The 13,827-nt window shown below is 50.4% G+C and carries 13 protein-coding genes; 9 read left to right on the top strand and 4 right to left on the bottom strand.

Annotated features, from left to right (window positions below; translation table 11 throughout):
* Positions 1-43 precede the first annotated feature (43 nt).
* Both ACAN56_RS18090 and ACAN56_RS18085 read left to right on the top strand, forming a co-directional pair.
* The gene (locus ACAN56_RS18090; RefSeq protein ID WP_379144773.1) at positions 44-490 is read left to right on the top strand and encodes a carboxymuconolactone decarboxylase family protein; all 447 of its coding nucleotides are present in this window, start codon (positions 44-46) and stop codon (positions 488-490) included.
* A 94-nt stretch (positions 491-584) separates the two neighbouring features.
* A complete protein-coding gene (locus ACAN56_RS18085; RefSeq protein ID WP_379144771.1) occupies positions 585-1,457 on the top strand; it encodes a sigma-70 family RNA polymerase sigma factor in 873 nt (290 codons plus the stop codon).
* Between the two features lie 183 nt (positions 1,458-1,640).
* Here ACAN56_RS18085 and ACAN56_RS18080 read toward each other — a convergent pair whose 3' ends face one another.
* Positions 1,641-2,996: a PFL family protein gene (locus ACAN56_RS18080; protein WP_256718062.1), complete on the bottom strand. Its 1,356-nt coding sequence runs from the start codon at positions 2,994-2,996 to the stop codon at positions 1,641-1,643.
* A gap of 28 nt (positions 2,997-3,024) precedes the next feature.
* Positions 3,025-3,294, bottom strand: coding sequence for an ACT domain-containing protein (locus tag ACAN56_RS18075; protein WP_019910116.1), 270 nt, complete (start codon positions 3,292-3,294; stop codon positions 3,025-3,027).
* 222 nt (positions 3,295-3,516) lie between these two features.
* Here ACAN56_RS18075 and ACAN56_RS18070 point away from each other — a divergent pair, with 222 nt between their 5' ends.
* The 4 genes from ACAN56_RS18070 to ACAN56_RS18055 all read left to right on the top strand — a co-directional run bounded on the left by ACAN56_RS18070 (position 3,517) and on the right by ACAN56_RS18055 (position 9,984).
* On the top strand, positions 3,517-5,148 hold the full coding sequence (locus ACAN56_RS18070; RefSeq protein WP_379144668.1) for a GGDEF domain-containing response regulator: 1,632 nt from the start codon (positions 3,517-3,519) through the stop codon (positions 5,146-5,148).
* Between the two features lie 60 nt (positions 5,149-5,208).
* A complete protein-coding gene (locus tag ACAN56_RS18065) occupies positions 5,209-5,589 on the top strand; it encodes a response regulator (RefSeq protein WP_038594201.1) in 381 nt (126 codons plus the stop codon).
* A complete protein-coding gene (locus ACAN56_RS18060) occupies positions 5,567-8,830 on the top strand; it encodes an ATP-binding protein (protein WP_379144664.1) in 3,264 nt (1,087 codons plus the stop codon). The genes ACAN56_RS18065 and ACAN56_RS18060 overlap by 23 nt, the downstream gene beginning before the upstream one ends.
* 179 nt (positions 8,831-9,009) lie before the next feature.
* Entirely contained in the window at positions 9,010-9,984 is a 975-nt protein-coding gene (locus ACAN56_RS18055; RefSeq protein WP_038594198.1) for an aldo/keto reductase, read from the top strand.
* A gap of 69 nt (positions 9,985-10,053) precedes the next feature.
* Here the strand turns inward: ACAN56_RS18055 and ACAN56_RS18050 are convergent, their stop codons facing one another.
* On the bottom strand, positions 10,054-10,737 hold the full coding sequence (locus ACAN56_RS18050) for a DUF421 domain-containing protein (RefSeq protein ID WP_038594195.1): 684 nt from the start codon (positions 10,735-10,737) through the stop codon (positions 10,054-10,056).
* 180 nt (positions 10,738-10,917) lie between these two features.
* Between ACAN56_RS18050 and lspA the strand changes: the two genes are divergently transcribed.
* Positions 10,918-11,409, top strand: a complete 492-nt coding sequence (lspA, locus tag ACAN56_RS18045) for a signal peptidase II (RefSeq protein ID WP_038594192.1) — start codon at positions 10,918-10,920, stop codon at positions 11,407-11,409.
* A 113-nt stretch (positions 11,410-11,522) separates the two neighbouring features.
* Here the strand turns inward: lspA and ACAN56_RS18040 are convergent, their stop codons facing one another.
* On the bottom strand, positions 11,523-12,083 hold the full coding sequence (locus ACAN56_RS18040) for a PadR family transcriptional regulator (RefSeq protein ID WP_038594189.1): 561 nt from the start codon (positions 12,081-12,083) through the stop codon (positions 11,523-11,525).
* A 154-nt stretch (positions 12,084-12,237) separates the two neighbouring features.
* Between ACAN56_RS18040 and ACAN56_RS18035 the strand changes: the two genes are divergently transcribed.
* Both ACAN56_RS18035 and ACAN56_RS18030 read left to right on the top strand, forming a co-directional pair.
* Positions 12,238-13,530, top strand: coding sequence for a DHA2 family efflux MFS transporter permease subunit (locus ACAN56_RS18035; protein ID WP_379144661.1), 1,293 nt, complete (start codon positions 12,238-12,240; stop codon positions 13,528-13,530).
* A complete protein-coding gene (locus ACAN56_RS18030) occupies positions 13,505-13,714 on the top strand; it encodes a hypothetical protein (protein WP_379144659.1) in 210 nt (69 codons plus the stop codon). The genes ACAN56_RS18035 and ACAN56_RS18030 overlap by 26 nt, the downstream gene beginning before the upstream one ends.
* Positions 13,715-13,827: the final 113 nt, after the last annotated feature.

Here is a 13,827-nt window from a genome sequence, read left to right as displayed (position 1 = left end):
CGGTTGTCTACAGTATTGTAAACACATTGAGGAGGAGATTATGATGAGTTTGAGATTCAATTACAGAGCAGTGAACGCGCCCGCTTTCCGGGCAATGATGTCGCTGGAGCAGCATACCGCAGCCCGGGGCAGCGATAAGCTCCTGACTGAACTGGTCAAAATACGGGTATCCCAGCTGAACGGCTGCGCCTTCTGCCTGGATATGCACGCCAAGGATTTGCTGAAGCTGGGGGATTATCAGGATAAACTGCTGCTGGTCACGGTATGGCGCGAGGCGCCGATCTTTACGGATAAAGAGAGAGCCTTGCTTGAGCTTGCCGAAGCTGTCACACATATCAGTGAGGCCGGCGTGCCCCACGATGTATATGAGAAGGTCCGGGAGCATTTCAGTGAAGAAGAATATGTTGATTGGATTATGGCGATCAATACGATCAATTGCTGGAACCGGTTAGCGATTTCTACAGGAATGTATCCGGGAGCTAGCCTCTAAATCGCTGAGGATAAATTCAGGAGCAGGAGGAGTGCCATTGAAACCACAAAGCAACGAGGCCGACACAAGGTTAACTGCATCTCAAGCACCGGGGATGGAGGAGCTGTTTCTCAGTTACAAGGCTTACGCCTTCTCCATCGCTTACCGGATGCTCGGAACAGCGGTTGATGCGGAGGATGCGGTGCAGGATTGCTTCGCCGAGCTGCAGCGGCGTGACCGGACCGGCATTCACAATATGAAGGCCTATGTGGCAAAAGGCATTACCAACCGCTGCCTGAATATGCTGAACTCGGCGCGCAGCCGCAGAGAGACCTACATCGGCGAGTGGCTGCCTGAGCCGGTAAGCGAACCTTATGACGGACCGGAGGCAGCAGCGGAACGTAAGGATACGCTGTCGTATGCGTTTCTGGTGCTACTTGAGCGGCTGTCGCCCACTGAACGGGCGGTATTTGTACTGCGCGAGGCCTTTCAGTACGATTATGGGGATATCGCAGAGATGCTGGGCAAAGCGGAAGCCAATTGCCGGCAAATCTTTAGCCGGGCCAAGCGCACGCTTCAGACCGAACCTTCTGCAACCATGGCCGAACCCGGGACGGGAACGGTGAGATCTGGCCTGCTGCGGCGCTTTACAGAGGCTTTTACCGCTTATGATGTCAGTGCGATGCTGGAACTGCTGTCCGATCATCCCGTGCTTGTTGCCGACGGCGGCGGCCAGGATGTCCATACGATCCTTAGGCCGATGGTTGGCCGAAAGGGAGTGCTGGCACTGCTGACCTCGCGCCGGGTGCTGAACCGGCTGCGGGAATTGGAGCCGTCTGTAGAAACGGTCAACGGCGAAGATCAACTGGTATTCAGGCAGGATGGCGAGGTTAAAGCCGTGCTATGTCTGGTGCTGGACCGGGCAGGGGAGCAGATTAAGCGCTTCTATCTGGTTGTAGGACCGGAAAAGCTGGGTCATGTCTTCTAAGCCGCGGGCTGTTCTATCAACCGGTTGGTTTACAAAAAGAGCGCCGCCACCTAATGAGGTGAGGCGGCGCTTTTGTGCAAATATAAGAATTTATATGCTTCACACTATAAATTATCCTTCTATTTCTCGCTGAAACGGATACCGTCCTTTTGAGGACGGCGGATGCCGTTTCCACTTGGAATATTAGTTCTTGAAGCTGTGGATTGGAGCGGGAATACGTCCGCCCCGGTTCACGAACCCGGCGCAGTTAAAAGGATTCACCGCCATCACCGGGGCGTAGCCGAGCAGACCGCCAAATTCGACCATCTCGCCGACTTCCTTGCCGATAACCGGGATCAGGCGGACGGCGGTTGTCTTGTTATTGACCATGCCGATTGCGGCTTCATCAGCGATAATGCCGGAGAGGGTTTCTTTGCTGGTGCTGCCCGGAATGGCAATCATGTCGAGGCCGACGGAGCAGACGCAGGTCATCGCTTCAAGCTTCTCCAGCGTCAGCGCACCGCGCTGAACAGCCTGGATCATGCCATGGTCTTCACTGACCGGGATGAACGCGCCGCTAAGTCCGCCGACATAAGAGGAGGCCATGACGCCGCCTTTTTTGACATTATCGTTCAGGATGGCGAGTGCTGCCGTGGTGCCGGGTGCTCCGGCTTCTTCGAGGCCCATGACCTGGAAAATCTCGGCGATGGAGTCACCGACCAAAGGGGTGGGTGCCAGCGACAGATCAATGATGCCGAACGGCACATCCAGCCGTTTGGAGGCTTCCTGTGCAACAAGCTGTCCTACACGGGTCACCTTGAAGGCGGTCCGTTTGATCGTCTCGCATAGCGTTTCAAAGTCCTGGCCCTTTACTTCTTCCAGCGCGCGCTTGATTACACCAGGGCCGCTGACCCCAACGTTGATCACGCATTCCCGCTCGCCCACGCCGTGAAATGCTCCGGCCATGAAGGGGTTGTCCTCAACGGCGTTGCAGAAGACAACCAGCTTGGCGCAGCCGATGGAATCACGGTCCTTGGTGCGTTCCGCTGTCTGGAGGATGATGTCGCCCATTAGCTTCACGGCATCCATATTGATCCCGCTGCGTGAGGAGCCTACATTCACAGAGGAACAGACTCTTTCCGTCACAGCCAGCGCTTCAGGGATGCTGTCGATCAGAATCCGGTCGCCTTTGGTGCAGCCTTTCTGCACAAGCGCCGAGAAGCCGCCGATAAAGTTGACGCCCACCTCTTTGGCCGCCTTGTCCAGAATTTCGGCAACCGGCACATACGTATCCGTATGCACGGAACCGGCTGCAATGGAGATCGGGGTGACGGAGATCCGTTTATTGACAATCGGTACGCCGAATTGCCGTTCCAGATCCTCACCGGTCTTCACCAGCTTTTCGGCGGACCGGGTGATTTTGTCGTATACATTCTGGTTAAACACCCGCAAATCTGTATGGGCGCAGTCCATCAGGCTGATCCCCATCGTAATGGTGCGGACATCCAGATTCATTTCGCGGATCATTTTATTCGTTTCCTGCACTTCCACAAGTGAAATCATCCCTATCTCTTCCTTTCGCTGCTAGCTAGATGCGGTGCATAATATTGAAAATGTCCTCGTGCTGGAGCTTGATTTCAACGCCGATTTCTTCGCCCACCTGCTGCAGGTCCTCCACAATCTCTTCAAAGGACTTGCTTGGTGCGGAAATATCCACAATCATCATCATGTTGAAATAGTCCTGCACAATCGTCTGCGAAATGTCGAGAATGTTCAGATTGTGGCCTGCAAGGTAGGTACAGACTTTGGCGATAATCCCTACTTTGTCTTTTCCCAGTACTGTTATAATCCCCTTCAATGAAAAAGCCTCCTATTTATCTATTCTCTGTTCATCCGCCGCATTAACGGAATGAACCGTTGCAATTATTATTGCAAATGATGTTGCAGTCATCAACCAAAGGTTTTTTGTCAGTCTGATCAGAAATTTGATCTTATGCCCTAATTTCATTAGAATACAGTTGACAGTGTTAAAAATATATGATCAACTGATAGATTGACATGATCGTCTGAAGGAGTAACTATGACAACGAGAAAATACAAAGAGCTGGTTGAGCAGCGTACCAGGCAAACCCTGCAAAAGTGGTCGGAACAGCCAGACGTCGAGGAAAAGGAAATCTACCGCTTTTTGCATAATTTGAAGGGCACGGCCGGAACGGTAGACCTTCACCTGGTGGAGGAGTATGCCGGCAGCACATTGCTTTATTTCTCGGATGAATCTTATAAAAATTGGACAGAGGCCGAGTGGGGGGATTATTTGTATCCTTTGCTGGGGCTTTTTGATGAGCAATTGATGAACGGAGCAATACCTGTCCCGGGGTTGCAAGCGGCAATGTTGCCTGACGGCAAGAAGCAATACGAAATTCTGCTCATTGATGATGATGTAGAGCTGGTGGCCTTTTTAAGGGAATCGCTGGAGAAGCAGTCCTATTTTGTGAGTATTGCATTATCCGCCGAACGGGGACTCAAAATTTTTTATGAAAGTAAGCCGGACATGATCCTGCTGGATATCCTGCTGCCCGATCAGAGCGGGATTGATGTCCTGAAACAAATCATCGGCAAGGCGAAGAAAGAGCGTATTCCGATTATTATCGTCAGCGGTGAACATTCTAAGGATGTGCAGATGTATGCCTATTCGCTGGGGGTGATGGATTATATTCCGAAGCCTTTAGATATTGATTTGTTCCTGGTACTCATTAAGAACCGCTTTGAGCTGAAGCTTGAATGGCAAAAATCCATAATCGTGGATGAGCTGACCGGGGCTTTTAACCGCAAATATTTTAATCAAACGATGAAGCAGCTGATCTCCGATTTCAGGCGGACCGCGCGGACGTTTTCACTTGCGCTTATGGACCTGGATTACTTTAAACATGTGAATGACAGCTACGGCCATCTGGTCGGAGATGAAGTACTTCAGACTTTTTCCGAGCTGGTGCTGAAATCCATCCGGGTGGAGGATACATTCTGCCGCTATGGCGGTGAAGAGTTTACCCTGTTCATGCCCAATACCGATGCCGCATCGGCCTTGTTTGTCATCGAACGGATTCAGCAGCAGTTTTCCTTAAAAGAGTTTTGGGCCAAAAATGAACGATTTAATGTTTCCTTCTCCGCCGGGATCACAGAGGTAACGGAATTACATCTCAACGCCGATAAACTTATTGACGAAGCGGATCAGGCGCTGTATGCCAGCAAACATGCCGGCAGAAACCAGACCACATTGTATGACGAGCATTTGCCGGCAGGCAAGCTGGAGTCGGTTCTGAATGTCATCATCGTCGACGATGATCCGCTGATCCGCAGAATAGTGACCCATCAGTTCCAAGCTTGGGAGCCGGAGAGCATTGCCAAAGTGAAAGTAAGCAGCTATTCTAACGGCCCGCAGTTTCTCCAGTCGGATTGGTATGCTCCCGAGGAGAAATTTATCATCCTGCTTGATGGCATTATGCCGGAGCTGGACGGGCTGGAGGTACTTGAGCGGATCCGCGGCAGTTATCCGGAAGTGAATATTCTCGTGATCATGCTGACCGGGCGGAACGACCAGAGGGATATCATACATGCCCTGCAAATGGGCGCCGATGATTATGTCATTAAGCCGTTTCACTTGCCGGAGCTGCTCATAAGAATTGAACGGCTGGCCCACAGATTTTTGTTCTGAAACATTTAGCGCTGAAACGCAGATAATGGTTTAGGGTACATTGAAAGGTGAGAGAGAAAGATGCAAAAAGTACTTGTAGTAGATGATGAAGATGTTCTGCGCATGCTGATTGAAGATACGCTGGAGGACCTCGAAGATGTGGAGATTCGTACCGCTGAAAATGGGGTTGAGGCGCTTGCCAAGCTATCGGATGATCTCTACGATCTGGTGATATTGGACTATATGATGCCGGAAATGACCGGTATTGAAGTTTTGTCTGAATTGGACGAGGACATGAAGAACTCCACGCCGATAATGATGCTGACCGCCAAGGCGCAGGAAATGGACCGGAGCAGAGCCAGGGAGGCGGGCGCGCGTTATTTCATGCCTAAGCCGTTCAGTCCGACAGAGCTCCTGCAGATCGTGGAGGGTATTCTTGGTGAAAAGAAAAAAATTCGTTAATTTGAGCATCAAAGATAAATATTTCCGCATTATTTCAGGCTTATTTGTTCTCATCGCACTGACTGGCCTGCTCTTATTCTTCTATATATCTTCTCAGCAGAACAAGTTGAGCCATGATCGTGAAGTGCTGCAGAACAAGGCGGAGACGATCAATGAACTGGCAACAACACTGAATGATGTTTTTTTTCGGGTCAGAGGCTACACGGCGCTGAAAAATGATAATGAGCTGAAGCTCGCCTATGAAGCACTGCAGAAGCTGGGGGAAGTCCTTAATACGTATTCCCTGCTCAAGCTGTCCCCGGAAGAATTGCAGTTCAAGGACCAATTGACGGCATACAGTCAAAATTATCAAAAAGTTACGCTGCCTAAGGCGATCGCTCTGGTCGAGCAAGATAATTATGTTACGCTGCGGGCGCTGGCACAGGATGGAAACACCCAGGCGGTAAATGAATTTCTTTCATACACGAAGCAATACAAAGCGCGCTCAGATGCACAATTGAACGAAATGGCTGCCGATTCCATTAAGCAAGCTAATTCGTTTACTATTGCGTCGTTCGTATTAAGCAGCTTCCTGCTGCTTCTATTCACCCTGATGATCTGGAGGATCCTGAAGGTTCTCATTGATCCGATCGTGAAGCTGGAGGAGGCAACTATTTCGCTTGCGGAAGGCCGGTCTGTATTGCTAAGCAAGCTTCAGAGGCAGGATGAAATCGGCCGGCTCTATGAAGCATTCCTGAATATGGCGAGAAGCATACAGGACAAAGAAGAAGAGCTGACGATGCAGAACGAAGAACTGCATGCGCAGCAGGATGAGCTTCAGGATCAGCAGTTTAAGCTGGAACGGTCTTTAAGCGAGATCGAGAGCATGATGAAGGCGCTGGATCAGTCCTCCGCAGTCGCCATTCTTTCGAACAAAGGCGTATTCACCTATGCTAATGAGAATCTGAGCGAGTATACGGGGTATAAGAACCCGGAGATCATCGGTTACACCTTCAGGCTGTTCGAGCTCTATAATATTTCAGGTCATCAGGAGCAGCAAATTCTCCGCAAGCTGACCACTGGCGGGGTATGGAGCGACGAGATTCAGATTCGGGCCAAGGACGGTTCGGTGATCTGGCTGCATTTGACGGCGATGCCTTATCTGAATGATGAAGGCCATGTCTACCAGTACATTCTCATCGCCAACAATATTTCTTCCATGAAAAGTGTGCAGCAGGAGCTGGCGGATACCCTGAAAAAGACGGAACAAACCAAGATTCTGCTGGAGCGGAGCAATCAGCTTAACCATGACATTACCTATACTCTGGACAAGCAGGAGTTCGCCGAAAAGTTTATCCGGTTTATGAATGAGCAATATGCGTTCGACTCGAGCTTTTTCCTGATGGTCAAAGACAAAATTGCCGTCGTTAAAGGCGTACCTCTGGAGAATGTGGAACGTTATCTTGATAGTGATAATAATGATATGCTGTTCCGCATGCAAACGGAGAAATCCTATATTACAAAACGTCCGGCATCCTTACGGGAGCAGGGCATTTCTCCGGAAGGCATATATTCCTATGATTACTACACAACGGTTGTCAATGCTGATGATGAAGTGCTGGCTGTATTCTGCGGTACCCGGATTGGGCATTCCTTTGGCGAAGAAGAAACCGACGAGATTCAAGGCATGATGAACCGGGTGGCGCTGGCCATTGAGCGGCTGTTCATGTATGAAGAAATCGAAGATGGCCGGATGCTGAACAGGGACATTGTCAATAACGTCAATGAAGGAATTCAGTTTGTCCAAATGGACGGAACGATGCTGCAGATGAATAAGGCCCTTGGCCAGCTGTTCGGGTACGATGAATGGACTGAAGGGGAAGTAGTCCTTAAGGAACGCTGGACAGAACATTTCATCCACAGGGCCAATGAGCAGGATGATCTGCGGCTGTTCTACCAAACGGCGATGTCCGAAACATTCTTTGACTCTAGCACGATCAAATATTCCATAGGCACGGAAGCGATGAAACATGTGGAGGTATATGCTATTCCGGTATTCCGCCGCGAGATCCGCTTCGGGACGTTGTTTGTGCACCGGAACATTACCCGGGAATATGAGCTGGATCTGATGAAATCCGAACTGGTCAGCACGGTCAGCCATGAGCTGCGGACACCGTTATCCAGTGTGCTCGGCTTCACAGAGCTGCTGTTATCCAGAACAATGAAGCCGGAGAAGCAGCTGAAATATCTGGAGACCATTCATAGGGAGGCGCACCGGCTGACCGATCTGATCAATGATTTTCTGGATCTGCAGCGGATGGAATCAGGCACCCAGCAGTACAATGCCGAGCCTGTCAATCTGAGCTCGCTTGTCCTCGGCGTCATTGACCAGTACAAACTGAGTGGCACCCACCATATTCTGCTGGAGGATGCAGCGCGGAATGCAGAGGTGGAAGTGGATAAGGACAAGATTGTCCAGGTACTGACCAACCTGCTTAGCAATGCGATTAAGTTCTCACCGAACAGCAATGAGATCAAGGTGCTGCTGCATAATGAACCCGAGCGGATTATTGTGGAGATCCAGGATCACGGGCTGGGGATTCCTAAGAATCAGATCGGCCATTTGTTCCAGAAATTCAGACGGGTAGACAACAGCGCATCCAAACGGATCGGCGGAACAGGTCTAGGCCTGGCCATCTGCAAGGAAATCATTGAGAAGCAGAAGGGTGCGATCGGCATTGATTCGGTGGAAGGCGAAGGCACCACTGTATGGTTCAGTCTTCCGGTTCTGAATCATAGCGGCAGCCGGCATGAAGATGAGCCTTATAAATGGAATTCGGAGAAGGAAACGAAGCCGAACGTAATGATTGTAGAGGATGATTACAGTCTTTCCCTGCTGCTGTCGGAGGAATTGAAGGGCAAAGGCTTCCGGGTGACACATCATTATCATCCGCAGCAGGCGTTTGATCAGGCACTGAAGACACCTTTTGTGGCGATTGTCGTGGATCTGATGCTGGGGGATGAGCTGGATGGCTGGGACCTGATCCGCATGCTGAAGGATGATGAGCGGACAGCGAACGTTCCGATAGTTATTTCCTCGGCGCTGGACAAAACAGATAAAAGTCTGATGAACAATGTTCAGAAGTATTTGACCAAACCTTATCCCCCTGGTGATCTGTCGGTTACCCTGCAGGAAATCATAGCGATTGAACAGGGAACTGGAGAAGTGCTGTTTCCGGACAGCGGTCATGATGGGGAATAGGAGAATTATTTTGTAGCAGCACTTATCGAAATGATTATTTATAAAAGGATTAGAAGAACAGGCCATGCACAAACGGTCTGTTTTTTTTCTGAAAAAAAAGCTTGCCTTAAAGTGGACTCTAAGGCTTATAGTGGGAGGGAATGCGGACAACCATACAGGGATGAATGGGAGGAATTGCGATGAAGTACAGTTATTTGGGGAAATCGGGTTTAAAGGTCAGCCAGTTATGTCTCGGCACGATGAATTTTGGTCCGGAAACCGAGGAGAAGGACGCCTTCAGGATCATGGATGCCGCATTGGATGCGGGCATTAACTTTTTTGATACTGCGAATGTCTATGGCGGCCAGGAACGGCGCGGCTGGACCGAAGAGATTATCGGACGCTGGTTTCAGCAGGGGGGCGGACGGCGCGAGAAGGTGGTGCTGGCGACCAAGGTTTACAATGACATGCTTGATGAGCAGGACGGTCCCAATTCAGGTTCGGGCTTATCCGCTTATAAGATCAGACGACATTTCGAGGGCTCGCTGAAACGTCTGCAGACCGATCATATTGAGCTGTATCAAATGCATCATATCGACCGCAATGTTTCCTGGGATGAGTTATGGGGTGCTTTTGAAATCCTGGTCTCCCAGGGCAAGGCGGATTATATCGGTTCCAGCAACTTTGCCGGCTGGCATATTGCACATGCTCAGGCGCAGGCAAAAGCGCGCCACTTCCTGGGCCTTGTCTCCGAGCAGCATCTATACAATCTGCTCGAACGGACGCCGGAGCTTGAGGTGCTACCGGCATCGCAGGAACTGGGACTTGGCGTCATCCCGTGGAGTCCGCTTGCGGGCGGTCTCCTCGGCCGCAACGCGCTGGCCAAGACCGGCGTGCGCAGCGCCCGCTCCGCCAAGCTGGAGCAGCACCGCAGCCAGCTGGAGCAGTTCTCTGCCCTCTGCAAGGAGCTTGGCGAGCATGAGGATCAGGTAGCTTTGGCGTGGGTGCTGGCGAATCCAGCCGTGACTGCGCCCATCATCGGACCGAGAACTATTGAACAGTTCGAGGATTCGCTGCGCGTGACTGAAATCGTTCTGGATGAAGTCACGCTGAAGAAGCTGGATGAAATATTCCCGGGACCGGGACGTCCGGCTCCGGAGGCCTACGCCTGGTAAACCATTCAGCAAGATTCTGATAGAGTGGGGATATGTCCGAACACCGGGCATATCCTCTTTTTGGTTTCTTTAGTGGGAAACCGAGGAGACCACGGCAAACTCGCCTTCTTCAGTGATTTCAGCATAAGCTACAGCCTGCGGGCCCGAATATCCCAGTTTGCGCAGCTCGCAATCCAACCAGGCCTCGTCATGGCCAAGTTCGCTTAGCGTACGCCGCTGAATGATCCCGTCCTCAATAATACTCTGGGGCAGCGTGGTTTCCTGTATGGAAACAGCCAGATCCTCGCGGGTGGCTGCCTCAAATTGCGGCTTTTTCATAATGCTCAAAGAACCATTCGTCTCATAGATGGCATAAGCGACCTCACTGACAGAGAAAGTATCCTTAGCCCGCAGCATCATCCTCAGCTGGTCGAAGTCAAGATTGTTCTTGCGCAGCTTGACCAGATCGATCTCTCCGTCACGGATCAGTATTTCCGGTTCGCCCTCAAGCGGTTTGCGGAGCGCGCGGATTCGCTGGGTAACCTTCTCGAACGTCAGGGATAATACGGTCCAAACAGCCAGTGTAAAGATCAGCATCAGCACGGAATTTTCTGGTGTATATATGGTGTCCCCGACCAAATCACCCAGAATCACTGCAGAGATAAAGTCAAAAGGTGTCAAAGCGGAGATTTCCTTCTTGCCCAGCAATCTCGTCATTGCCCATAACCCGATAAAACCCGCGATCAGCTTGATGAATATCGCTCCGTATTCCATTTGGCACCCACCCTCAAATAAACGATTTATAATCTAAGAGTGTTTAACCATTACGCTTTCGAATGTAACATTTCTCCTTATCTGTACTCCCAAAGGTGAATCCGGGTGGTGCTCTGTGATAAGCTGTCTTTATGAACCCGTTAATGGAGTGATTCTAACAGACGTGAAAGGGGCACAGAGATGCTTTTTTACCTGATTTCAATATTGGTGGTACTGGCGGACCAGGCTGCTAAATGGATGGTGCGGTTAAACATGCAGCTGGGGGAGACCATTCCGTTCTGGAACCCTTACGTGCAATTTACTTATTATGAGAACAGTGGTGCGGCCTTCAGTTCTTTTCAGGGTTTTGGGAAGTATTTTTCGATTGTTGCGGCAGTATTTGTAGTCGCGATTTTTTATTACCGGCGTAAAGGAGTGCTGCGAGGGCCCTTGCTTGAAGCCGCCAGCGGATTTTTGGTGGGCGGTGCTATCGGCAATGCAATAGACCGCGTAATTTTTCATCAGGTTACGGATTTTCTTGTATTCGGGGAAGGCGGCGGCATCATGAATTTGGCCGATCTGGCAATCAATGCCGGCGGCATCCTGATCGTGATCCATCTGATTATCGATCAGGTGAAGAGCAGCACGGCCAAGAGAAGACGGGTGAAAGGCAGCGGCACCGGACAGGTGTGACTGTTCTTACCCCCGGTTTTAAGTATAGGGTTGTCCTATTAGTCATTATTATGACTATGGACAACCCTATTTCTTTGGGATTTACTTATCATTTGCTGCAATACATCGAACCTTTATTCCAGCGGACCGGCGTTCGATTCAAGTTCCCCGATGGCCCATTCGCAAAAGGCTACAGAAGATTCCATATCCATTACCCGCTTGCGCAGCAGCAAATACCGCCCGAACGTCGTTGCCGTAAGCTCGCGGGTTTCTCCGCGCTCCTGGCACAGGGCTTCATTAGCTTTAATCATGAGGTTATACCGGTCCAGCTCACTCCTGCAGAATTCCGCACGCCTTACCAGCAGCGCCTTAGCCTCCTCCGGCCTTGCGAGCCACAGGCTGTACAGCTTGAAATGCAGTTCGTCCCGCAACACGGGGGGATCAGCCGGCGTCTCAACCCACTCCCGCAATTGTTCAAGTCCTGCATCCGTGATCGTATATATTTTTTTATCCGGCTTATCTGACTGCTCGATCCGCTCGTAGGAGATGTATCCCTTCTGCTCCATACTCACCAGCAGAGGATAAATCTGACTATGGCCCGCCCGCCATAGCGGCTTAATGCTTTGCGTTAACTCGTATCCGGACAGCGAGTTGGCAGTCAGCAGGGCAAGGAGCCCGTAAGACAGAGTATTCATTACTATGAGTTCCTCCAATCCAAATTAATCCGTTTTCATTAGGAGTATTACTACTATGTCATCATTGACATATTGTAGATTCGATTATAACATTATTTAAGTTAACTCACATATGTAAAAGTAGACATATAAATAATGATGAGGAGGAACTGCCATGGAAGAGAACCATGAACGACGAGGCAAAGTTCCTTTTTGGCCGATTATGATTGCCATATTCTTCGGGAACTTTGTCTCTGTCTTAAGCACCACAACGATTAACATTGCTGTTCCCCTACTAATGAATCATTTCCATACCGGCTTGCACACGATGCAGTGGATGGTTACCGGCTTTATGCTGGCAACAGGTGTAACGGCACCTTTGGCCGGTTATCTTGGCGGCAGATTCAGTTATAAGAGACTTTATTTGTTCGCTTTATCGGGCTTTACACTGTTCTCCCTGTTATGCGCCGTATCGGGTAACCCGCTGATGCTGATCATTTTCCGGATGCTTCAAGGCTCATGCAGCGGACTGATTATGGCCTGCACGATGACGATTATCTTTCAGGTCATTCCGATTGAGCGCCGGCCCTTCGCCGTCAGCCTGTGGTCGCTGTCCGCAATGGTTGCGCCGGCCATCGGGCCGACCTTCAGCGGCTGGCTGCTGCAGTATGCCAGCTGGCACTGGCTGTTCCTGATTAATATCCCGGTGGGACTTGTGGCTATTATATTAACCCAACTGTTGATCCCTTACTACCGGATGAATGTACCGAAGTCATTCGATGTTCCCGGCCTGATTACGGTGGTGACGGGCAGCCTCGCGCTTCTGACTGCTTTTAGCCAAGGCAGCAGCTGGGGCTGGAGTTCCTGGAGAACTCTATTGTTAATCGCTGCCGGGATCGTTCTGCTCCTCTTGTTTGTCCTGCGTGAATTGCGGACGGAAGTGCCGCTGCTGAATCTGCGCGTATTTCAGAACCGGCGGTTCACGGCTATGCTGTGCATCTATAGTCTGGTAACGGTGGCGATGTATGCCGGCACATACTTAACGCCGCTTTTCCTGCAGACTGTGCAAGGCGCCACGACCCTCAAAACAGGACTAATTCTGCTGCCTTCATCCATCCTGCTGGCATTGTTAAGCCCGGTTGTGGGCAAGCTGTATCCCAAGTTCGGTCCGGTGAAGCTGATTTCCGCAGGAATTGCCTTTATCTTTGCCGGTTTGTTTATGCTGAGCAGGCTGCATGTGGATGTTTCGCACAACTTTATTTTGTGGGCGATGGTTGTGCGCAATCTGGGGATCGGTCTGGCCAATGTTCCAAGCAGCACGGCATCCATGGAGGAGATTCCGGTAATGGTCAGGTCATGCAACTTCGATCAACAACTGGGTGCGCAATGTATTAAGCTCATTGGCCATCGCCGTATTCACTTCACTCTTGTCGAGCAGATCTGTGATCCACTCCAAAGAGCTCGTTGAGTCCGGTGCAGCGAGTTCTGATTCGATCACCCTGCTCTCATTTACAATGGGGGTAAATGATGTATTTGTCGTCGCTGCCATCATCGTACTGTTTGGTTTTCCGCTCATGCTTCTGCTGCGCCGCAAAGGAGGAACAACGCCTCTGCAAATGCAGACCCATGTCCGTAAGATCGCGAATCAGTAATCAAAAGCTGAATATTAAGTATCATTTTATCTAATGCAAGTTATCATTAATTGTAATGAAGCTGCTTAAATCGGGGTCATTTACTCTGATTTAAGCAGCTTTTACGCGTTTTA

Source organism: Paenibacillus paludis, from assembly GCF_042610515.1.
Lineage (GTDB): Bacteria > Bacillota > Bacilli > Paenibacillales > Paenibacillaceae > Paenibacillus_AQ.
Note: the sequence above shows the minus strand (reverse complement) of the source record. Positions and strands in the feature narration are given on the sequence as shown.

Excerpts from the sequence above, each read along its gene's own strand:
- ACAN56_RS18070 (WP_379144668.1), top strand. The coding sequence starts at position 3,517 with ATGACAACGAGAAAATACAAAGAGCTGGTTGAGCAGCGTACCAGGCAA.
- lspA (WP_038594192.1), top strand. The coding sequence starts at position 10,918 with ATGCTTTTTTACCTGATTTCAATATTGGTGGTACTGGCGGACCAGGCT.
- ACAN56_RS18065 (WP_038594201.1), top strand. The coding sequence starts at position 5,209 with ATGCAAAAAGTACTTGTAGTAGATGATGAAGATGTTCTGCGCATGCTG.
- ACAN56_RS18040 (WP_038594189.1), bottom strand. The coding sequence starts at position 12,083 with ATGAATACTCTGTCTTACGGGCTCCTTGCCCTGCTGACTGCCAACTCG.
- ACAN56_RS18050 (WP_038594195.1), bottom strand. The coding sequence starts at position 10,737 with ATGGAATACGGAGCGATATTCATCAAGCTGATCGCGGGTTTTATCGGG.
- ACAN56_RS18055 (WP_038594198.1), top strand. The coding sequence starts at position 9,010 with ATGAAGTACAGTTATTTGGGGAAATCGGGTTTAAAGGTCAGCCAGTTA.
- ACAN56_RS18085 (WP_379144771.1), top strand. The coding sequence starts at position 585 with ATGGAGGAGCTGTTTCTCAGTTACAAGGCTTACGCCTTCTCCATCGCT.
- ACAN56_RS18090 (WP_379144773.1), top strand. The coding sequence starts at position 44 with ATGAGTTTGAGATTCAATTACAGAGCAGTGAACGCGCCCGCTTTCCGG.
- ACAN56_RS18035 (WP_379144661.1), top strand. The coding sequence starts at position 12,238 with ATGGAAGAGAACCATGAACGACGAGGCAAAGTTCCTTTTTGGCCGATT.